Source organism: Chryseobacterium panacisoli (assembly GCF_008274625.1).
Classification (GTDB): domain Bacteria; phylum Bacteroidota; class Bacteroidia; order Flavobacteriales; family Weeksellaceae; genus Chryseobacterium; species Chryseobacterium panacisoli.
In genome coordinates, this window is sequence record NZ_VTRU01000005.1 from 43,957 (window position 1) to 65,604 (window position 21,648).

Below are 21,648 nucleotides of genomic sequence, written 5' to 3' on the forward strand. Positions count from 1 at the left end.
GGAGTGATAATATATACTCTATGAATACATCAAGGAATATCATTAAAAATTTATTGTTATATAATAATGAAAACCAGATCCTCTATGATCTTAACAGCCTATCGGGAAAAGAAATAGCCGAAAAAATAATAACCGTTGCCACCAGCCTAAGATCTACAGGAAAATTTGGTTGCGGAGATAGGGTGATTCTGATTATGAATGATTCACCGGAATTTATTTATTCATTCTTATCTTTAATATCCATCGGATGCATTCCCGTTCCCCTTAACCCTTTAATTCAGGATTCGGAATTAGAATATATCTTACTGGACTCTAAAGCAACAGGGGTTATTATAGATAATCACCAATATCTTAGGCTTTATCATACTATACATAGCTCATACCACATTATAAATGATTGCATCATAGTAAATAATCCTTCAGTAAAAGAATATGGCTCAATAAATTATTTGCAGAAATTTTTATCTCCTCAAAATTTCCCTGCCGTTTCTTTGGAATTGGAATTTGAATATACAGAAAATAATCCGATTGCTTTCTGGCAATATACTTCCGGAACTACCGGTAATCCAAAGGCAGTACAGCACAGGCACCATACTATGCTTACAAATACAGAGCTATTTGCACAAAAGACATTGGAAATTGCTAAAGAAGACATCATACTATCCGTTTCCAAAATGTTTTTCGGTTACGGATTAGGAAACAGTCTGTTTTTTCCGTTGCTCACAGGAGCTTCTGTGATAATTGACGAAAAATGGTTCACAGTTGATTATCTGAAAAAAAACATAAGGCTTTATAAACCCACCATTTTATTTGGGACCCCAAAAGTATATACGGAAATTCTTCATCAGCACGAGAACTTTTCAAAAAATGAATTCAATAGCATAAGATTATTTATATCCGCAGGTTCTCCCCTTCCTGAATCTATCATCAGAGAATGGGAAGCAGTATTTGACAAAACGATTATCAACGGAATCGGTTCTACAGAAATAGGACATATTTTCATGTGCAACTACCAATTGAAAGAACAAAGTAAAAATTCATCACTAGGTGTTCCCGTTCCCGGCTACCATATAAAAATAAGCAGGATCGACACGCCCGATGAAACAATAGAAAACTACGGAGAGATAGGTGAACTGTGCATTTATCCTCCAAAAAGCACACTCAGTTCATATTGGGGAAAAGAAGAAACCAATAAAATAAAATATAAAGAAGGTTGGTATTTTTCAGGAGACCTGTGTTCTCAAAATGAAGATGGCTCCTACATCTATCACGGCAGAAAAGACGATCTGTTTAAGGTAAATGGGCGCTGGGTAAATCCTATTGAAATAGAAAATTATATATTACAGAACTTCAGGCAGGTAAATGAATGTGCCATCAGCTATTACCTGGATGATGATGATCTTGCCAAGCCAGTATTATATCTGGTGGAAAAAAACAAAACAGCCACTGATGCTCTTTCTGAAGAAATTCAAAAAAAACTGTCAGAAAACTTCCCCTCCTATAAACGTCCTTCCAGAATTTATTTCATAAAAGAATTAACAAGAAATAGCAATGGAAAAGTAATCAGAAAAAGACTGGAAAACAATTTAACATAACACAAATTACTAATATTAAAATATGCAGATAATAGATGCAATAAGCGAAGTTCCCGGAATGAATATCATTGGTATTCGTGGTAAAATGCAGAACGGCTTCAAATGCCAAATTTATGAAACCGAAAAAGAAAAATCCTTATCCGCCTGGGCTTCAAAATTAAGCAGACAGTTATTGGATAAAAATGCTGTTTCGCAAGATGAGCTGGGCATAATTATCAACGCTTCTATTTCGCTATACGATACTACTGCTCTGAGAAATACCTCAGCTCCCGGCGTAGGACATGAAGTACAAAAGCATTTGAATGCAAAAAATGCATTCGTTTTCGAAATGTTTCATAATGACTTAGGAAATATGATTAAAATCGCATCTGATTTTTTATCAAACTCTGAGCATAAATATGCATTGATTATTCAATCAAATAAATTCTCGGATTTCCTTAAGGATGATAAAAACGGATTCTGTATTCCTGATGGGGTAAATGCATTGCTCCTTAAATTAAACAGCAACAAAATAGAATTGGAAAATATCCATATTCTTTCCTCAGAAATATCAAAAGCGGGTTTAAGCTTCAATGCAGGAGATGAAGAAGCCCTGAAAAAAAAGTACATTTTCAGACTGAACTGGAATTACAGTTCATCCTTTGTAAAAGCTATCAACTCTGAATTGAAAAATATATTCTTAAAACTAAAAGAACAACAGACCCCGGTGATCACAGAAAAATGGTTTTCAGAACACCTCTCATCCCATGAAACTGAAAATACACTAGCCATGAATACTATTCCATGGTATTTACAAGAAAACAAACAACTTAAAGAACACCCCCTCACCATAGTATCATATAATCCGTTTCTTGCCCAATATTCGGTTCTAAAAATTACAAATGATGAAATATAACTCCTCCATAAAAAGTATAGCCATAGGACTTCCAGAGACATATTACACCAATGACATGCCTCCGTTTTCCGAAATTCCCAATCTTCCAAAAAACTGGTGGAGAAACTGGGGAATGGAAGGAAGATATATGGTAAACAAAGAAAAAGGAGAATCCTGCTCTCAACTTGCCAGAAAAGCATCTTTGGGAGCCATAGAAAAAGCGGGGCTTTCCGCACAGGACATAGATCTCATCATAGGAACCACATGCACCATTACGGGTTGGTCTGATAAAGAAGATGACAGAATTTTCCCGGGAATTTCAGAATATTTAAAAACAGAGCTGAACTGTAAAAACTCAGCTATGACCATGGAAGTCAACCAGGCATGCATATCATTCCTGGTAGCCCTGCAAATAGCATCTGATTACATAAAAACAGGAATGTACAAAAACGTTCTGATCTGTTCCGCAGAAACATTTACGCAAATTGCAGACTTCTCCTTACCCTCTTCTACCCTTTTTGGAGATGGTGCGGCAGCAATAGTCATGGGAAAATCAGAAAAAGATGGAAAATTGGTTTCTTCCCACTATAAAAGCATTCCCACCTATAATGATATTGCAACATTACAATGGAAAACCCCAGCAGATAAACCAGGAAAAGAATTTATCCGTCCTTACTTTACATTAGGAGAAGATGCCCCCACTCAAATGCAGACATTTGTGCCTCAAAATGTTCCTGAGGTTGTCTTTAAAGCTTTAGAAAAGGCAGACGCATCCCTTGAGGATATACATCATTTTGTCTTTCATCAGCCATCAAAAATGCTTATCAGAATGTGGGCAATGGGAATAGGAATAAAGAAAGAAAAATATACAACCACCGTAGAAAAATACAGTTGCCTGAGCTCTGCCTCAATCCCCATGACCCTTTACTTTGCATTAAAAAACGGGAAAATAAAACCCAATAATACAGTTGTACTTGCCGGAGCAGGAATCGGATGGGGTTTTGGAGCACAGGTATGGAATACAGAAAATATTAACTATTAAAAATTACAATAGAATGGAAAACCAAGAATTATTCAACAAAGTGTATGCTATTTTAGCAGATATTGCAGAATGCGATATTAATATGATTAAACCTGATACAGACCTGTTAAATGAAATAGGAGTTACTTCTCTTATGGGATTGGAAGTTTTGGTTGAGCTGGAAAGAGAATTCGACATCAGCTTAGATGAAGGAATCCTGATCAAAATGAAGACGCCGAAAGATATCGTAGACGTTCTGGAAGAAGAATTGGCCGTTTAAGAATACAAAACACAATCTTTGGGTTTTACCAGCGTGTCGGGCCCAAAGATTTTAATAGATTTTGACTTTTCACCAATATTAATACAGCCATTAATGTTGGTTCATAACAGACATCCGTAATTAAAAATACTCACTTTAAAAAAAGTGAGGGTTATTTCTTTTGGAAAAAATAAAACAAAATAATCTAAATAATGATTGAAAATTTAGAAGTCGATGAATTAGTAATAGGTGCAGGACTTTGTGGCCTTATGTACGGTATTTCTGCAGTTACCGAAGGAAGCTCGGTTGCCATCAGCGAAGCCCATCATAAAGTAGGAGGTTATGCTACCAATTTTTATCGGAACAAAAGAAAATTTGTTTTTGACTGCAGCCAACATAAAGTAAGCGGACTCAAAGAAAATGTTGGAAACCTATGGAATACCCTTAAAAGACTCGAACTACAGTCATTACTGGACGAATTCGAATTGCATGAAGAAATTGGAACAGTAGTGTATAAAAACCAATTCATCAAACTTCCCTCTGAGCCGGAAGACATAAAAAAAACACTCATTACCCATTTCCCGGATGAATTGGCAGGAATAGAAAAACTATTTCAGGATATAGAATCTCACGGATATCAGCATTATATGTTTTTTAGAAAACTGATGAATGAATATACCATAAACAGGGATATTTTGAGAGAAAGCAGAGGCTTATCAAAAATTACAGCCCGTGATTACTTTCAATCCATTTTCAAAGGACCGGACATTGTAGAAGTACTCAGTCCCATTGCTATTTATTCAGGTTCTATTTCCAATGAAGTCAATGCCTTTTATTTTCTTCATTGCCTTTATGCCATGTTCTATGGCGGCCCTGCATTTATGAAAGGAACCGGACAGCGTATCTCGGATCTGCTGTTAAAAGAATTTGTAGACCGCGGCGGAATTCTTCTGAAGAAAAACCAGGTGCATGAGATGGAAGATATGGGCGACCATATGCTGGTAACCACCCGGAAAAATACAGTAAAGACCAAAAGAGTCATCGCGACCTGCCCTCCCGAAGATGTAGTAAGAATGCTGAAAAAAGATGAAAAGTCTCAGGAATTTAAAGAAGTTCTCGAAAACTTTACTGTTGGATGGGGACATTTTTGTGTATTTGCTGTACTTTCTGTTCCACCCGATGAACTGGGAATTAGCTCACCAGAATACCTTTTGGTCTCCGACACGGGTGATGACTTTACAGAAGAAGATTTTGAGAACGACCGGTATTATGACCTTTTTACCCTGAGTGTCAGCAATTATCACCGGGTAGACCCGGAAGGCGGCTATATTCTCCAGTTTATAGTTCTGGATCATGGAGACCGCTGGTTCCACCTGTCCGAAGAAGAATATAATCAGAGAAAAGATAAAATTCAGGAAAAACTGATCAAAAGAGTTCTTAAAACCTTTCCTCAGATAGAAGACAAGCTGATCTATACAGAATCTTCAACTCCGAAGACCAATTACAAATTTACACTGGCTACCAAAGGTTCGGCTTTCGCCTACAAAATGCTTCCAAAAACCAATTTAGGGCTATTGAGCAACTTCCCAAATGACAAAGTAAAACTGGTAAGCACATGGTCCGGAGGTCCCGGCTATGAAACCGCAATGTGTTTCGGATTTACACAAGGAAAACTATTAAATATGGAAAAAACACAAAATATATGAGCAATCTAAAGAAAAAAACACTAAGCCCAAAGTTTACCCTCTTACTAGAAAAACTGAATAAAGCTTCCGAAAAAAAACAGATGAGCCTCCTTCTGGATCATCCTTGGGACGAACCTGTAGAAAGCGCCTGGCTGAAAAAAAGAGAAAATATTGCGATCTACGGAACACCTTATTATGACCTTGCTACAGAAGAAGAAAGAAGGCTTTTATCCGTCTATGAAACAGGTTCATGGTGGTACACTTTCATCGTATTCGAAAACCTTGTGTCAGAATACTATATGAAAATCGTCAATCATGGCTCCCTTAAAAAATTTCCCGAAGTCGTAAAATACATACATCATTTCTGCAAAGAAGAAATAGTGCATGCAATGGTCTTCAAAAAGGCAATGGCCCATTTTCAGATTACCCCCTTCCCGAGCCCTTTAAACCTTAGAGAAATATACAGCCACAATGCCTCAATGTCCGAATTTCCCCTAAAGGCCATCTACCTTACCATTCTTATTGAATGGCTGGCAGAAAACAATGCAATGGAAGACTGCAACAGCAAGGAAATTTCCCCCTTATCAAGAGCTGTAGCGGTAGAACATCATAAAGAAGAAGCAAGACATATAGAATGGGGCAAAAATATGATCCGTGAGTTTATAGATATGGTTCCTGAATTTTTGAAAGAAGCACAGGAAAGTACAGCTCCAATGCTTAGAAGCATGCTTGATATGTCGGTCTGTAGTATTGTGGTGTATTCCCGCGTTGGCTTTCAGAATCCTGCATTCAGAGATTATAAAAAACTGATTCCTGCCGTGTTGGAAAGTGAAAACCGCCAGAAAATCAATTCCAGAATTATGGCTCCCCTGATGAGATACTTCCTGGAACTTGGAATCTGCGATCCTAATGATGATGAAAACATGAAAGTATGGAGAGACAACAGATTTGAAAAAGATGTGGAAGATGCTGTAGAATATTTCAGAAAAAAATCTGCCGCAACAGAGGATATAGATAATGTAATGAACAAAAACTACGACTAATGAATACTGTCATATCCGGATTTGGTTATGCTCTGCCCTCTGCAACCATAGACAACAAAACAATTGTTGAATGGATGAATACCACGGAAGAATTCATAGAAACCCGTACAGGCGTGCTCACCAGACAACATATTTCTGAAAATGAAAGCACAGGCGTATTAATGGTAGAAGCCTGCAAAAAAGCAATTGAAAAAGCCAATCTCTTACCGGAAGATATCGATATGCTGATTGTAAATACATTGAGTCCTGATTACCATGATCCGTCTCAGGCCTGCCTGATTCAGCCAATGCTTTCTCTGAAAAATACAATTCCCGTATTTGATATCCGGGCGCAGTGTAGTGGGCTTATTTATGGAATGGACATCGCAAGACAATTTATAGCAACCGGAACTCATCAGAATATATTAGTCTGCTGCGGAGAAGCTTTATCAAAAAGAATGGACTATTCTGATGAGGGCAGAAACCTCTCTATATTACTTGGTGACGGCGCCGGAGCTGTTGTGCTAAGTGCTTCAGAAGATCAGAACAAAGGAATTCTGGATGCTGCAATACACGCTGATGGAAGTTATTTTGAACTGCTTTGGACAGAAAGTCCCGGTACATCAGGCAAAACCTTCAGCGGAGATGAGAGCAAATGTTCCTATTTCCGGATGAACGGCAAAGCCATGTTTAAACATGCAGTAGAGAAATTCACTGAAGTAACAGTACAGACATTGAAAAAGCACAATCTTTCCATGGAAGATATAGATGTTATTATTCCCCACCAGCCCAATATGAGAATTTTGGATGCAGTGATAAATAATCTGGGAATTCCAAGAAATAAGGTACAGATCAATGTACATAAATATGGAAATATTGCTTCCGGTTCTTTACCCACCACTTTGAGTGAATATATGGAGAATACTCCTCCGGAAGAAAGAGAAGGAAAGCTGGGACTTATAGTGGGATATGGCTCCGGAGCGACATGGGGAAGTGTTTTATATAAATTCTAATTCATAATACCATGTGGATCAATAAAACAGGAAATATAAACAACTCTTTAGCCATCTTGGGAACAATATCCAACCCGGTTTATCTGGTAAAAGAAAATCAGGAATACATACTGGTAGAAGGAGGATTAACCCGGGATGCCAAAACTCTGCTGGCACAATTGAAAAAACATGTTTCTGATCTGTCATTAGTCAGACACTGGTTTATTACACACTCCCATTATGATCATTGCGGAGCTATAGAATCTCTTTATCCTTATCTGAAGCATGTAAAACTATATGCCTCGGAAAATGCAGTGAAAAACTTCCGTAATGAAAAATATGTAAAAAGGATTCGTCAGCTCAATGCCCTGATCTCAGATAAAGAGATTAAAAAATTTCCGGCGGACTTACAACAGATTCCTTTCATCATTCTGAAAGATAAAGAACAAATAGAAACGGAATCTGGAATCTGGGAAGTAATCTATACTCCGGGCCATAGTCCATGTTCTGTGAGTATTCATTATAAAGAAAAAGACATTTTGTTTGTATCGGATGCCCTAGGGGAAATTATCAATACAAAAAAATGGTTTCCATTGGCTTTTGATCATGTAAGACAATTTATAGACAGCATCAATAGATTGGGAGATTTGTGTGCCGAGACCGTTGCTTTAGGACACAATGGTATCCTTACAAGTGTGGAGGCCCTATCTGCCCCAGTCTGCAGCCTTCTTGGGTGTAACGAATTGATAGAGTTTGTTGCCCTACATAAAGATTATTTATCAGAAGAAGAATTGGTGGATCACGTATGCACAAAATATAAAGTGATGGATCATTCCTTCATTCCGGATAAAGTATACAGAAAAAGTATAGAACTATTAATCTCTCATTTAAAAACAGAATCATTCGTATGAATCAAAATCCAAAATATACAGAATATGACGTTTGCATTGTAGGAGCAGGAATTGCCGGTATTTTCCTGGCCTGGCTGCTTGGTTCACAAGGAAAAAAAATCCTGATTTTAGAAAAAAATGCTAAAGTCAATATGAATGGTGCCGATATTTTAAAGCCTTCCGGAATTAATGTCCTTGAAAAACACGGACTGCTACAGGAACTTATGAATAAGGAATGCAGAGTGAGAGATCAGCTCAGCGTTTTTTATAATGGCATTCAGGTCGATCACATCAATTATAAGGCAGAAAACGAAAGAGGATATTTCATGGTTTGTCCATACAGTGTTTTACTGGAAACGATTTATGATAAAATTCAGGCCATCAAAACCATAGAACTTTTGGTCAATCAATCCGTTTCAAAAATTAATGAAGTGGAAAACGGGGTCTATGTAACCCTTAATTCAGGAGAAGAGATTTTCAGCAATATCCTTATCGGAGCGGACGGAACCAAATCCATTGTAAGAGAATATGCGGGAATAAAATCCCATTTCGACTATTACGATCATGTGATGTATTTCAACAAATACCCTATTACATCAAGTGTAGAAGAGCTCAACCGATTGTATGTAGACAAAAACGGAGGGCTCGCCTATTTCTACCCGATCAACAATACAGAAGCCCGATGTGTTTTAGGATTTAATATGGAAGAAGGGAAAAACCTGAAAGAATCCGGAAACAAAGAAACTTTGATCAACCGACTGAAAACATTTGTTACCCAAAGTGATGACATGTTAAACCAGATCAATTCACTGGACAATTTCCTCACTTTTCCCTTATGCAGAATGCATTCTGAACAATACTTTAAAGGAAGGGTACTCCTTTTGGGAAATGCGGCACATTCCATCCATCCCATTACGGGACAGGGAATGAACCTGGCTATTGAAGATACAGGAGAACTGTTCATCTGGCTTTCAAAGTATTTTGACTGTGAGATTTCTTTGGAAGAAGCACTGGCAGGATATCAGGAGCAGCGTTTTGAACTTAACCGTAAAGTTCTTGCTTATGGTCATCGCCTGGCAGGCAGTTTTGGAAGCGCAGAAGATTTTATGAACAGCCTTAATTCCAAAATACAGACCAGCAGCAGAGACCTTTCCATACTCAATAAGATTTAAAAATAATTATGCAAATAGATTTATCAGACAAACATTTTTTAGTAACAGGAGGCGGAAGAGGAATCGGCAGAGCCATTGTTCAGCAGTTGCTTTCATCGGGAGCATCCGTATCATTTACCTATAATCATGGGAAAGAAACAGCAGAAGCGTTTTTGGACAAACTTTCAGCTGAATTTCCGGGTAAGGCAATGCTTTACCAGGCTGACATAAAAGATGAAGAACAATCAAATTCTTTAATCGCCGAAATTGAAAAATCTGCATTAGGTCCGCTATACGGCTTAGTAAACAATGCAGGAATCACAATGGATGCCCCTTTTTTCAGCATGACCACCGATATGTGGACCAGCGTACTGGAAACCAACCTGAATGGGACCTATTACCTCACAAAAGCAGTGATAAGATCTTTCATCCGAAAGAAAAATTCAAAAATCATCAATATATCATCTGTTTCAGGAGTAAGAGGAGCAGTGGGACAGGCCAATTACGGAGCAACTAAAGCAGCTGTTATCTCTTTAACCAAAACACTGGCTCTGGAATTTGCAAAATTCAACTTACAGGTAAATGCTGTTGCCCCGGGATTTATTGATACCGAAATGGTAGCCAAAATGAATGAACAGGACAAAAAGAAAATAGATCAGATGATCCCCATGAAAAGAATGGGAAAAACGGAAGAAGTTGCTGAGCTGGTAACCTTTCTGTGCTCGGACAAAAGCAGCTATATCACTGGGCAGACATTCATCATCGATGGAGGATTAACTTTATAAAAAACACAAAACAGATGAAAAGAATCGTAATTACAGGGATGGGTGTAGTAAGCCCTTTAGCCTGTGAAAAAGGAACCTTTTGGGAAAAAATCCTGAATGGAGAATCAGGAGTCGGAGACCTTACAAAACTGGAGCCCTCCACCTATAAAGGAGTTACCCGCGCTGCTGAAGTAGACTTGGAAAAAGATTATAAGAATACTGAATTGCTGGAGCATTTTAAGCCTTATGGTAAAGCCGTTACTTATGCTGCCGCCGCAATAGACATGGGTCTGAAAGATGCCGGTTTTGAAAAATTCACTAAAAAAAATAATTACGGAGTTATTCTGGGTACTACAAACGGCAACCAGGATATTGTAGAAAGAATTGTAGATCAGTGGAATCTGGAAATGAAACATGAAGACCTTTCATCTGAAGCTGCAAAAACACTTACTTATTTCAGACCGGTTGAATTAAGTGCCAGTATAGCAAAATATTACAATCTCGGCGGAACAAATATGGTAATTCCTACAGCATGTGCAGCAGGAAATTATGCTATCGGCACCGCCTATTCTATGATTCGTGAAGGCAGATCTTCCCTGATTATTGCAGGAGGAGCTGACCCTTTTACACGGTCCTGCTACACCGTTTTTTACAGATTGGGAGCCATGTCAAAAGACAACTGCAAACCTTTTGATCAGAACAGGAACGGAATGATTGTAGGAGAAGGAGCTGCTGTTTTAGTATTGGAAGAACTGGAACATGCATTAGCAAGAGGAGCTAAAATATATGGCGAAATCAAAGGATACGGCTTAGCCTGTGATGCCTATGATCCTACAGCCCCTGATCCTGAAGGTTCCGGTGCTACCCTGTCTATGAACAATGCAATAAAATCAAGCAATATTGATAGAGAGAACATCACTTATGTAAGCGCCCACGGAACAGGAACAAAAGCCAATGATTCCCATGAGGTAAATGCGATGCGTAATGTTTTCGGAGAAGAAATAGATTCTTTATATGTCAATGGAATCAAATCCATGTTAGGACACTGCATGGGAGCAGCCAGTGCATTGGAAGCAGTAACGGCTACTCTTTCCCTACATCATCAAAAAGTTCCCAGAAACCGCAATACAGAAAAAATTGATGAAGCTTTCAATACTCATTTTCATATCCAGCCATCCTCAGAAATCGAAAATAAAGTAGATCATGTTCTTAGTAATTCTTTCGCTTTTGGCGGAAATATATGCAGCGTAATATTCAGTAAATATGATAGCAAATAACATTTCAAATAACGATATAGTAATTTCCATAATAGGCTTCAATAGTCCATACGGAACGGAGATTGACAATTATTTCTTCCGAAAAGAATCGGAAACGAAAGCTTTAATCATTGAAGATCATGATCCCCAGAAGTTTTTAAAACCAAAAGGACAGAGATTCCTTAACAAAGCGACATTGTTGTACTGTAATGCAGCATTTCATGCCATACATAACAGGAGTTTAAGTTCGATAATCAATGAAGCTCCTGAAAGAATCGGGCTTTATGACGGCACTGAACTTTCCAACCTTGAAGACTGTTTTATCTTTGATTTAACTGCAAAAAATCAAGGCCCGGACCGTGTAAGCCCAATGAAAGCTCCAAGCACCATTGCCAATGCAGCAGCCAGTCAGATGGCCATTCAGGCAGGAATAAAAGGTCCCAATTTCAGTGTATGTGCAGGGATGGCAGGAAGCCTTCAGGCTTTAGATATTGCTTCCCTCCATCTAAAACAAGGAATCACAGACTACGGAGTTATTGCCTCTACAGAAGTCCGAAATGAATATCAGGAGTCTATCCGCAGGGGAAATGAAACCCTGCACAGACCAGTCTCCACCGAACTTGGAATTGCAATGGTTTTAGAACGTAGGGAAACTTTATCTGAAGCAGGCAGAAAACCTTTAGCCACAATAAAAAAGATACATTCTGAAACCCATACAGAGGATCTGCCGACAGAAGCATTTCTATATCAGAATATTTCAGGTATGGCAGCACTATTCAGTTTTGATACCATTATTTTTTCCGGAGGCACTTCGGTAATTGATGAAACTATTTTTGAAGAAGTGTTAAGAAAAAATGGACTGAGCACATCTGTCATTTATCCTGAAAACCTTTTTGGAGATAATGACAACGCCGGAGGTATGCTGGGAATAGCCTATGCTGTTTCGGTATTCGAAGGAAAAAGCATTCACAAAACAGATCAGGAAAACATTCTGGTCCTTTCAGCAGACAAGGCAGGAACTGTAATTCTCACCATAATAGAAAAAACAAAATAAATGGAAGCATTGTTAGAATCCTATCAGATCACTCAAATTTTAAAATACAGACATCCGTTTCTTCTGATAGATAAAGTGACGGGTTATATTCCCGGAAAAGAACTTACTGCTGTAAAAGCCGTCTCTATGGGTGAGCCTTATTTCGCAGGTCATTTTCCCGATTTCCCCATTATGCCCGGAGTTCTTATTACGGAAGCTTTAGCACAGGCTTCATCGCTGATGCTGGCTTTAGATGATCTGGAATGGGAAAAAGGAGGGCCTCTTCCTCCTACAGAAAGACCCATAATAGGGGTTTTAGGAAATGTCCAGATTAATTTTCTAAAGTCGGTATTACCAGGATGCTTGCTGCAGCTGGAGGTAAGTATAGACTGGAGAAAAGGGCCCGCCTGCTCTATTTATGTAAAAGCATCGGCAGAAGGTTCTGTCTGTGCAAAAGGAAAAGTAACCGTAATGTTTATAGATAAAAGTAAATTATCTGTTTAGATGGAATACAAAACACTATTGTTCTGTATTCCTTATGCGGGCGGCTCATCTTCCTCAATGTCTAATGTAGCCAATGTACTGAATACGGAAGATGTGGAGGTACATTATGTAGAACTGCCGGGAAGGGGAATGAGAAGTACGGAACCTTTTCATTCAACATTAGAAGAAACTATAGAAGATATTTCGGATAAAATCAGAAGCAGGCTGATAAGTAAAGACCAACCTTTCATATTGTGGGGACATAGTATGGGAGCTGTTTTAGCCCTTCTTATCTTATTTAATCTACAGAACGATTATACGCCAAAAGGATTGATCGTTTCAGGGATGCGGGCTCCCCTGTTTCAGTCTGCAGAACTGCCGATGCCGAGAGAAAAGCGGAATGCCCTGCTGCTTGATATTCTTCCAACGAAATATGAAAGAAGCAAAAATGCCCCGATTTTTCAGAGAGTACAGCAGAAACGGATAGAGATTATGGAAAAAGATACAGCACTTTTAGAAGAAAATCCTGTTGAAGACTGGCCGTCCATTATCATCGAAACTCCTTTGGCAGTAATCATAGCAGAAAATGATGAGCTGTATAATAATAAAGACTGCTATAAAGATTGGAACTGTCATACGTCCAATACTACAAGCTATTTTCCTGTAGAGGGAGGACATTTTTTTATGTTCCAGTATCCGAAGCAGACCTCTGCCCTGCTAAGTAAAATAATAAATGATTTAATACACTAAATCCATGAAAGAAACTAAGATCTTTTCTTCTCATATAAGTTCAGATTACCCCGAAAACTTTGATATGAAGAGTTTTTATAACTCTCTGAGGCAGAAAGCCACAAGTTCTATTTGGTTTGAAGTTTCTGAAGCTGTAAATAATGACAATCACAGGCTGGTTTTTATTGCGGCAGAATCTATTGCCTCATTACAGTCAAATAATATGAATGAGCTTCAATACAGATCAGGTGAAAAGGCAGAAACAATAGAAACTGACGAGCTCAATTTTTGGGATAAAACAGCTGAATGGCAGAAAAAAACCACCCCTGAAAATATTTCTCATCCGTATAATGGTCTTTTAGGTTTCAGCAGCTATGATTCTATACAGCTTATAGAAAATATTTCTCTGAAAAAATATGCTGACGAAAGAGAAAGCAACCAGTTACCACTCTTTAAATTTTCTCTATACCGATATATTTATGTTTTCAATATCACACTCTCACAAGTTGTCTGCATCAATAACTATTATAATGGAGAAAGCGATGAGATCACGGAAATGAAAGAACAACTGAAATACACCTTAAATACCGGATTAAAAGGATTTTCAGTATCCAACACAGAAGAAAAAGACTGTACAGAGGAAGAATTTTTAGAAAAAGTGAATAAAGCAAAACATCACTGCCAGATAGGAAATGTATTCCAGCTGGTTGTTTCCCGAAGATTTTCCAGAAACTATGCAGGCGATCCGTGGACATTTTTTGTGGAGCTGAAAAACAACAGTGCCCAGTATTATTTCTTCCTGGAAGAAGAAAACTATACAATAGCAGGAGCATCACCAGAGACCCATTTCAGTTCGTCAGATGGTTTGGCAATAGTAAAACCCATTGCAGGAACCTATAAAAAAACAATGTATAAAGAAAAAGATGCATTACTGGAAAAAGAGCTGCTAGCAGACCCTAAAGAAAATGCAGAACACAATATGCTGATTGATTTGGCAAGGAACGACCTCAGCAGATATGCAAAAAATGTACACATCAGTAAACTGAAGACCATAGAACATTATAATAATGTGATCCATATGGTAAGCCAGGTGCAGGGAAAACTAAATACAGAGCTTAATACGATCCGCCTGGTCAAAGAGTTTCTACCCGCAGGAACATTAAGCGGAGCGCCTAAATACAAGGCGGTACAGCTTATTGATGATATAGAAAGCAGCAGGCGTTCATACTATGGAGGATTACTTGGCTGGATAGGATTTAATAATGATATCAATACCTGCATTCTTATAAGAAGTGCTTTATTCGAAAACGGAGTGATGACTTACCGCGCCGGAGCCGGCGTTGTCATATCGTCTGATCCTCAAAAAGAGCTGGAAGAAGTAAACAATAAAATCACCTTAATTCTGAACACGTTAAAAGAATTTACATCATATGCCTTATGAAAAAAATACTGCTAGTAGACAATTATGATTCCTTTACCTACAACCTTAAACAGCTTATTTCCGAATGTGGTAACTATAAGATTGACGTTTACAGGAATGATGCCTTCCAGCTGGAAATAGCACAGGATTATGATGCTGTTGTCCTCTCTCCCGGTCCCGGAATACCGCAGGATGCCGGGCTATGCATTCCTTTGATTGAGACTTATAAGCATTCAAAAAAAATATTGGGTATCTGTTTGGGGCATCAGGCCATAGGAGTCGCTTTTGGAGCTCACCTTATCAATACTTCTCAAGTTTATCACGGAGTCAGTTCCATAATTTCACTTAACAAAAATGAGAAAATCTATACAGAATTGCCTGATTATATTGAAGTCGCAAGATATCACAGCTGGGTGGTGGAAAACCGTAATCTACCTCAAAACCTGGTCATAACATCTACTGATGATCAAGACACAATCATGTCTCTAAGGCATGAAAAATATGATATTACTGGACTGCAATATCATCCTGAGAGTTTTCTTACCCCAACGGGAAAATATATTATGCAAAACTGGCTTAAATCTTAAAAATCAAGGAAAATATTATATGAATATAACCGGGTATATTTTATTGATTATTATTCTGTCAATATCATTTCTGCACATCTATTGGGCATTGGGAGGGACATGGGGTAAGGATTTGGCAGTTCCCACAACAGAAAACGAAATTCCGCTTTTTGAACCGGGTGCTTTCGTTTGTCTTATTACAGGCTTTTGTTTTTTGCTGCCAGCATCTGCAATTGTCTTTCCCAGCAGATTTTCGCTGCCTATTTTATGGATAAACACTTTCCTTTTTTTTATAAGAGCAGTAGGAGATTTTAGATACATCGGTTTTTTTAAGAAAATAAAAAATACTCCATTTTCCCAAAGAGACACCATCATCTACACTCCATTATGCGTGCTGATAAGCTTTTTGACATTATTACTGATTAACACATTTTAAATACTTTTATATGAGAAACAAAAAATTATTCCTTATGCCCTTCATAATGCTGGGCATAGTATCATGTCAAAACGATGCTCTTTATGACCCTATTTCCGAAACAGATCCTGAAGTTTCAGCTTTGTCCCACTACAAAAGGTCCAGTGCTTTAACAGCTACTTTTGGAAATAACATTGATCTGAATAATTTGGCAAACTATTCAGATCAGGAGATTCCTTCGTATATAATTCAAGACAATGCTCCCTTTCTAAACCCGATAACAGATGCAGGAGCCACCTTGGGAAGGGTTTTATTTTATGATAAGAATCTTTCCTCTAACAATACGGTGTCATGTGCCAGTTGCCATAAACAGGAGCTGGCATTCGGAGACAACAGCATTGCAAGCCAAGGGGTGAACGGACAGACAGGAAGACATTCCATGAGACTGGTCAATACAAAATTTTCCCTTGAATCCCGTTTTTTCTGGGATGAAAGAGCTTCCTCTTTAGAAACCCAAACTACAATGCCGATTAAAGATCATATAGAAATGGGATTTAGTGGCAGTAATGGTGACCTTTCAGTGAATGATCTCATTACCAGACTTAAAGGTCTACCTTACTATCAGGAATTATTTACCAAAGCATATGGAAGTTCTGATATTACTGAACGTAAAATGCAGAATGCGTTGGCTCAGTTTGTAAGAAGTATTACCTCCTTTGATTCTAAATATGATCAGGGCAGAGCCAAGTCTTTTTCAGATTTTTCTTCATTCTCGAATTTTACAGCAGAAGAAAATTTAGGCAAAAAGCTTTTCCTTGAGATCCCTGTGCTGAGTTTACTGGTCGGGGGTGATCGTATAGCTGGTGGGCTTGGATGCGCCGGATGCCATGGAGCTCCTGAATTCAGTATAGCTCCTATTTCCAGTAATAACGGAGTCATCAATATAATCAACAGTAACGGGATTGATATTAACGTTACAAAATCTCCTTCCTTACGGGATCTTGTAAACAGCAATGGGGTATCCAACGGACCGATGATGCATTCGGGGCTTATTACCACTTTAGAGGGTGTTGTAGATCATTATAATAAAGTGCCAAAAAGCAGCAAGAATCCTAAGCTGGATATACGTTTGGCACTGGCCAATAACCTGAGAGTCACGGAAAAAGAAAAAAAAGCACTTGTAGCGTTTCTTAAAACCCTTTCCGGAAAAAATATATACACTGATAAAAAATGGTCAAATCCTTTTATTAATCAATAGTACATTTCAAATTTATGCTTAATGAAAAGAAGCCGTCTCACAACTGAGGCGGTTTTTTCTTGTTAAAAAGTAAATAATTTTGTATATTTTATTTTAAATCAATTTTGTTTTCAATGATTTGAAAAAACTTTAAGCTACTGCATTATACAAACAACTATCTTTTCCGCTTTTTCTTCTCTTTACACTATAAAATTCAAGAATCATGATGAATTTTTTACTTGCATATCGAGCTCTTCTATCTGAGTTAAGAATTAATCCATGGTCAACTTTTCTATTTTTAACAGCCATTTTCCATGCGGCTAAACTTGCCTAATCATTACTCATCCCCGAACTTAAACTCCAGCCAATTATTTTTCTGTCGTACAAATCTATATTCCTGTTAGCTATAAAAAAACATCTTTGGTTTGGGAATAAGTTATCACAGCACCAAGCTTGTGATGGACTGCCAATCAAAAAGTTTCTATTCAGTAGGTTCTCTGCGATCAAATGACTGGCAAAAAAAATGTTTAAATATAAAAAATCAGTCTTTCCGGGCATTTCTGTATATTTTAGAAAAATATGTAAAATAATTACCCTCTCATTTTGATAACAGAGGGTATCATTTTGCTATGGTTATTATAATGCAGCCCCAATGATTTGGTGTATACTGTTTTATACTTTATACTCAAATCATAGTAACTTTTGACAAATCTGCTCCAATCCCTTTGAGTGCTGCATATGTTAATTTATCCATCATTGCACCATCAAAACGTACAGTCTTAATAGCACGATAATATCTATTCGTCAAAGCAAATGTCGAACGGAATGAAACATTTTTAAGGGTCGCGCCAATAAATGTGACTTCATTCAATGCTCCATTATGAAATTTAACGCCTAAAAAAGTTTGCCCATCAAAAGATACTCCCCTCAAATCGGAATAGTCAAAATCTACCCCTTCAAAAACACAGTTTTCAAACATTGTTTTAGTAAGATCGGTCTTAATTAGCTTTACATTGGTAAGTTTTGCATTATTGAACTTTGCCTGGGCTAGTCCCGACTTATTGAATTCGGTGCGTACGAGAATAGTTTCATTAAAACTTGACTCTGAAAGGTCACTGACAGACAGAACACAATCAGTCAGGTTTGCGCCGTCAAAATTAGCTTTACGCATATCATTCCCCGTAAAAGTACTGCCAACTAAATCTGCACCCGAAAAATCAGATTCGCTTAAAGAGCTTCCATAAAATTTTCTTTTATGGGCTATAACACCTGCAAAATCACTTTTTGCTAAATTGCTACCACTGAAGTTGATCAATAATTCTGGTTCCCGAATGCCAGATGCATCAGTACTTCCCTGAATAATCTGATCTGCCTCTGTGGTCGCGTTACCATCTATTTTATGTACTGCCTCATCTCTAGATTGAAGATATTCTGAAAAATAATTTAGATCAACATCCAGGATTTTTGTCAGCTGATTTAAAGTAATAATATCTGGCAATGATTCCCCACGCTCCCATTTCCCAACTGCCTGTGGACTTACAAATACATGTTTAGCAAGCTCGGCTTGTGACATACTTAATTTTTTTCGTGCTTCAGTAATTTTACTGCCAATCATTTTGGTATTCATATTATTTTTTATTTTAGTTTTTCTACAGGGCAAATGTAAAACACATTATAGTCAGTTTTATCATAAAGCCGGATCGCAGTAGTTGTAATTACACTACTTACTGTTGTTTTTTGACAACTTATAGTGGCATAAACAGTCATTTCATCAAAAAGACGAATAAAAGTATACAATGATGATACATATTCTCACTAAAATATTACAATATAAATTTCTGCTTCCTATTTTCCCTTTTTCTGACAACGATCGATACATTTTTTAGAAATTTCAGAAATTCTTTCTAAATCTTCCACCAAATGTTTCGATATCTCTTCGGTTTATGGGTACAAGAACGAAACAGCCAAATAAACAGTTATTATTCCAACAGTAATTTCTACAAGTGTTGAAAACTTAATTGCATTAAACAAAAGTATAATAGAATTTGTTTGATAAATTGGAGGGATATAATTCATTTTTAATTTGACTTAATCTAACCAAATCATCGATAAAAGTGTTTGAAGATATGCTCGTTAAGTCTGAAGGAGACAACTATTTGATAATTGTCTATTTTTTTGTGCATAAAAGTCTCTATGTCAAACTTTTACAGCCTGCTATTTTATGCCTTAATTCTTGACTAAATTTTTTATTATTTTGAGCTGTAATCAAAAGCTGTATAATATTACTGTTTAAACATTCCATTTTAATAATAACAGATAAACATAAATTTAACCAGTAACCTTGATTGTGATCAATAATACCTTTCAAGATTAGTTCTATAGGAAAAAGATCGGAAAGTAATCTATTATTTTTATTAATTAACATTGTTAACTGTTTACTCACCGTTTCTATATATTCAAAAATTATATAAAAAGGATGACCATAGAAATTATTCATATTAATATTTGTGGTTTTACCTTCGTAAACTATTTTCCAGCAATTCGTTAACGCCATACTTCTATTGGACCTGGTTATAAACTACCTTTAATTTAAAGCCAATGCTGTAGTCTCTTTGTCTTCATTTTTCATTTTTCACTTTTTAATTCTTGACCTTTCATAATAATTTAATTAATTGTCAACTTATTTTAGGACGAGACATTTATATAAATTTTGAAATCAAAACGGCTTATCACTAGAATCAAAATATTCATATATACTTTCTATTCGCAATAAATCTTCTTTAAAAAAATTCGAGAAATCATCCGTTGGGGCTACAACTCACACTTAAAATCTTCAGGACAACATCGCTCTTTTAAAAGAAAAATCCCCGGATCTCTCCGAGGATAAAAACTTATAATAAAAAATTTTATTAACATTTCAAAATTAATAAATCTCTATTAATTGAATTATGACTATAGTCATAAAAAACCTCCCGCGTCAACAGGGAGGTAAAAGTGCAAAATGAATTATAAGTTATAATGATGTGGTGTTAAATAAAGTCTCTCTTAAAAACTCTTTTTTATCACTAACAATGCATATACTGTTTAATAGCACATTTTCTTTTAACGTAAAAATCCCCGGGAAACCGAGGACACTTAAAAAACTTGACTTGTACTTTTAAAAAACTGCGTGAATATACGGATAGACTGTAGCTATAACTCTACGGGAAACCGTAAGGCTTGTGTTCTAATTGTTTGTATATTCGGATTTTAACTAATACCTAATTTAAATGACAGCAAAAAAAATAATAAAAGCTGAATATGGCTCCGATAAAACTCCTTTGCAACTTGGAGAAATAGAAATACCTTGTTATGTGCTGGAAGATGGAACAAGAGTTTTCTCAGGTAGAGGAATTCAGAAAGCCCTAGGATCTACATCAACTTCAGGTTCATGGTTAAGTAAGTTTGTTAATGACTCGGCGATAAAACCATATTTAAATACTGGCGTTTTAGAGCAATTAAACAATCCTATTGCATTTCAAAGACCCCAAGCTGGAGGCTCTCAATCAAGCACTTACGGTTACGAAGTAACTATATTGATTGATATTTGCGATTCGATTTTACAAGCAAAAAAAACCGGCACAGATATTCCAGAAAATATAATTGAAAATGCAGAACTAATAATAAGATCAGTTGCCAAGGTTGGTATTGTTGCATTAGTTGACGAAGTTACAGGATACCAATATAAAAGAGAAAATGATGAACTTCAAAAGATTTTAGCAAAATATATTAGTGCGGAATTACTTCCATGGCAAAAGAAATTTCCTGATATATATTATAAAGAGCTATTCAGGTTAAATGGGTGGGATTTTACGGTCAATGGAATAAAAAAAAGACCAGGCGTGATTGGAACTTGGACAAAGAAATTGATATACGAACAACTTCCTGCTGGCATTTTAGAAGAGTTAGAAAAGAATGTTCCTAAAAGCAATGTGGGAAATAAGACAGCAAGGCTTCATCAATTATTAACTGAAGATATTGGTAATCCACATTTAACAGCTCAAATAAATCAAATGGTGACATTATTTCAATTATCTGATAATATGCAACATATGTGGGGACAATTTAACAAGTTAAAAAGTAGGCAACAGGGACAATTAGAACTTCCTTACAATTTTAATGAAAAAGGCTTTACAATAGAACCTAAAGAAGTAGACGGTGCCACTGATAATCTGGAAAACTATGATAATAAATAACGAAATTCCCCACCTAATAGT

At 36.9% G+C, this 21,648-nt stretch carries 21 protein-coding genes; 19 read left to right on the forward strand and 2 right to left on the reverse strand.

Annotated elements, in window-relative coordinates; all coding sequences use genetic code 11:
* The first annotated feature begins 20 nt into the window (after positions 1–20).
* The 18 genes from FW781_RS17620 to FW781_RS17705 all read left to right on the forward strand — a co-directional run bounded on the left by FW781_RS17620 (position 21) and on the right by FW781_RS17705 (position 17,413).
* Complete coding sequence (locus tag FW781_RS17620) at positions 21–1,595, forward strand: AMP-binding protein (protein WP_149388615.1); 1,575 nt, start codon at positions 21–23, stop codon at positions 1,593–1,595.
* Positions 1,596–1,617: 22 nt separating this feature from the next.
* Positions 1,618–2,490 (forward strand): beta-ketoacyl-[acyl-carrier-protein] synthase family protein, encoded by an 873-nt coding sequence (locus FW781_RS17625; RefSeq protein ID WP_149388616.1) that lies wholly within the window; start codon positions 1,618–1,620, stop codon positions 2,488–2,490.
* Positions 2,477–3,511 (forward strand): 3-oxoacyl-ACP synthase III family protein, encoded by a 1,035-nt coding sequence (locus tag FW781_RS17630; protein ID WP_149388617.1) that lies wholly within the window; start codon positions 2,477–2,479, stop codon positions 3,509–3,511. The genes FW781_RS17625 and FW781_RS17630 overlap by 14 nt, the downstream gene beginning before the upstream one ends.
* A 13-nt stretch (positions 3,512–3,524) precedes the next feature.
* Complete coding sequence (locus FW781_RS17635; protein WP_045495542.1) at positions 3,525–3,770, forward strand: acyl carrier protein; 246 nt, start codon at positions 3,525–3,527, stop codon at positions 3,768–3,770.
* Between the two features lie 191 nt (positions 3,771–3,961).
* On the forward strand, positions 3,962–5,455 hold the full coding sequence (locus FW781_RS17640; RefSeq protein ID WP_149388618.1) for a phytoene desaturase family protein: 1,494 nt from the start codon (positions 3,962–3,964) through the stop codon (positions 5,453–5,455).
* On the forward strand, positions 5,452–6,477 hold the full coding sequence (locus FW781_RS17645; RefSeq protein ID WP_149388619.1) for a diiron oxygenase: 1,026 nt from the start codon (positions 5,452–5,454) through the stop codon (positions 6,475–6,477). The genes FW781_RS17640 and FW781_RS17645 overlap by 4 nt, the downstream gene beginning before the upstream one ends.
* A complete protein-coding gene (locus FW781_RS17650) occupies positions 6,477–7,469 on the forward strand; it encodes a 3-oxoacyl-ACP synthase III family protein (RefSeq protein WP_149388620.1) in 993 nt (330 codons plus the stop codon). Before FW781_RS17645 ends, FW781_RS17650 begins: the two co-directional genes overlap by 1 nt.
* A gap of 11 nt (positions 7,470–7,480) precedes the next feature.
* The gene (locus FW781_RS17655; RefSeq protein WP_149388621.1) at positions 7,481–8,359 is read left to right on the forward strand and encodes an MBL fold metallo-hydrolase; all 879 of its coding nucleotides are present in this window, start codon (positions 7,481–7,483) and stop codon (positions 8,357–8,359) included.
* Positions 8,356–9,510, forward strand: coding sequence for an FAD-dependent monooxygenase (locus FW781_RS17660; RefSeq protein WP_149388622.1), 1,155 nt, complete (start codon positions 8,356–8,358; stop codon positions 9,508–9,510). The genes FW781_RS17655 and FW781_RS17660 overlap by 4 nt, the downstream gene beginning before the upstream one ends.
* Before the next feature lie 8 nt (positions 9,511–9,518).
* Positions 9,519–10,274 carry a 3-oxoacyl-ACP reductase FabG gene (gene fabG, locus FW781_RS17665; RefSeq protein ID WP_149388623.1) on the forward strand — a complete coding sequence of 252 codons (756 nt, stop codon included), beginning with the start codon at positions 9,519–9,521 and terminating at the stop codon, positions 10,272–10,274.
* Between the two features lie 14 nt (positions 10,275–10,288).
* Positions 10,289–11,530: a beta-ketoacyl-[acyl-carrier-protein] synthase family protein gene (locus FW781_RS17670; protein WP_149388624.1), complete on the forward strand. Its 1,242-nt coding sequence runs from the start codon at positions 10,289–10,291 to the stop codon at positions 11,528–11,530.
* Positions 11,517–12,563: a beta-ketoacyl synthase N-terminal-like domain-containing protein gene (locus FW781_RS17675; protein WP_149388625.1), complete on the forward strand. Its 1,047-nt coding sequence runs from the start codon at positions 11,517–11,519 to the stop codon at positions 12,561–12,563. Before FW781_RS17670 ends, FW781_RS17675 begins: the two co-directional genes overlap by 14 nt.
* The gene (locus FW781_RS17680; RefSeq protein WP_149388626.1) at positions 12,564–13,046 is read left to right on the forward strand and encodes a 3-hydroxyacyl-ACP dehydratase FabZ family protein; all 483 of its coding nucleotides are present in this window, start codon (positions 12,564–12,566) and stop codon (positions 13,044–13,046) included.
* The gene (locus FW781_RS17685; protein WP_149388627.1) at positions 13,047–13,775 is read left to right on the forward strand and encodes a thioesterase II family protein; all 729 of its coding nucleotides are present in this window, start codon (positions 13,047–13,049) and stop codon (positions 13,773–13,775) included.
* A gap of 4 nt (positions 13,776–13,779) precedes the next feature.
* Positions 13,780–15,195, forward strand: a complete 1,416-nt coding sequence (locus FW781_RS17690) for an anthranilate synthase component I family protein (RefSeq protein WP_149388628.1) — start codon at positions 13,780–13,782, stop codon at positions 15,193–15,195.
* Positions 15,192–15,761 (forward strand): anthranilate synthase component II, encoded by a 570-nt coding sequence (locus tag FW781_RS17695; RefSeq protein WP_149388629.1) that lies wholly within the window; start codon positions 15,192–15,194, stop codon positions 15,759–15,761. The genes FW781_RS17690 and FW781_RS17695 overlap by 4 nt, the downstream gene beginning before the upstream one ends.
* Before the next feature lie 19 nt (positions 15,762–15,780).
* A complete protein-coding gene (locus FW781_RS22825; protein ID WP_172625759.1) occupies positions 15,781–16,176 on the forward strand; it encodes a DUF3995 domain-containing protein in 396 nt (131 codons plus the stop codon).
* A gap of 10 nt (positions 16,177–16,186) precedes the next feature.
* Positions 16,187–17,413, forward strand: a complete 1,227-nt coding sequence (locus tag FW781_RS17705; protein WP_149388631.1) for a cytochrome-c peroxidase — start codon at positions 16,187–16,189, stop codon at positions 17,411–17,413.
* Positions 17,414–18,077: 664 nt separating this feature from the next.
* On the opposite strand, the gene FW781_RS17710 is transcribed toward FW781_RS17705, so the two are convergent.
* Together FW781_RS17710 and FW781_RS17715 are read right to left on the reverse strand one after the other, a co-directional pair.
* Positions 18,078–19,019, reverse strand: coding sequence for a pentapeptide repeat-containing protein (locus tag FW781_RS17710; RefSeq protein WP_149388632.1), 942 nt, complete (start codon positions 19,017–19,019; stop codon positions 18,078–18,080).
* A gap of 564 nt (positions 19,020–19,583) precedes the next feature.
* Positions 19,584–19,889, reverse strand: a complete 306-nt coding sequence (locus tag FW781_RS17715) for a hypothetical protein (RefSeq protein WP_149388633.1) — start codon at positions 19,887–19,889, stop codon at positions 19,584–19,586.
* Positions 19,890–20,661: 772 nt separating this feature from the next.
* Between FW781_RS17715 and FW781_RS17720 the strand changes: the two genes are divergently transcribed.
* Complete coding sequence (locus FW781_RS17720) at positions 20,662–21,627, forward strand: P63C domain-containing protein (RefSeq protein ID WP_149388634.1); 966 nt, start codon at positions 20,662–20,664, stop codon at positions 21,625–21,627.
* The last annotated feature ends 21 nt before the right edge of the window (positions 21,628–21,648 follow it).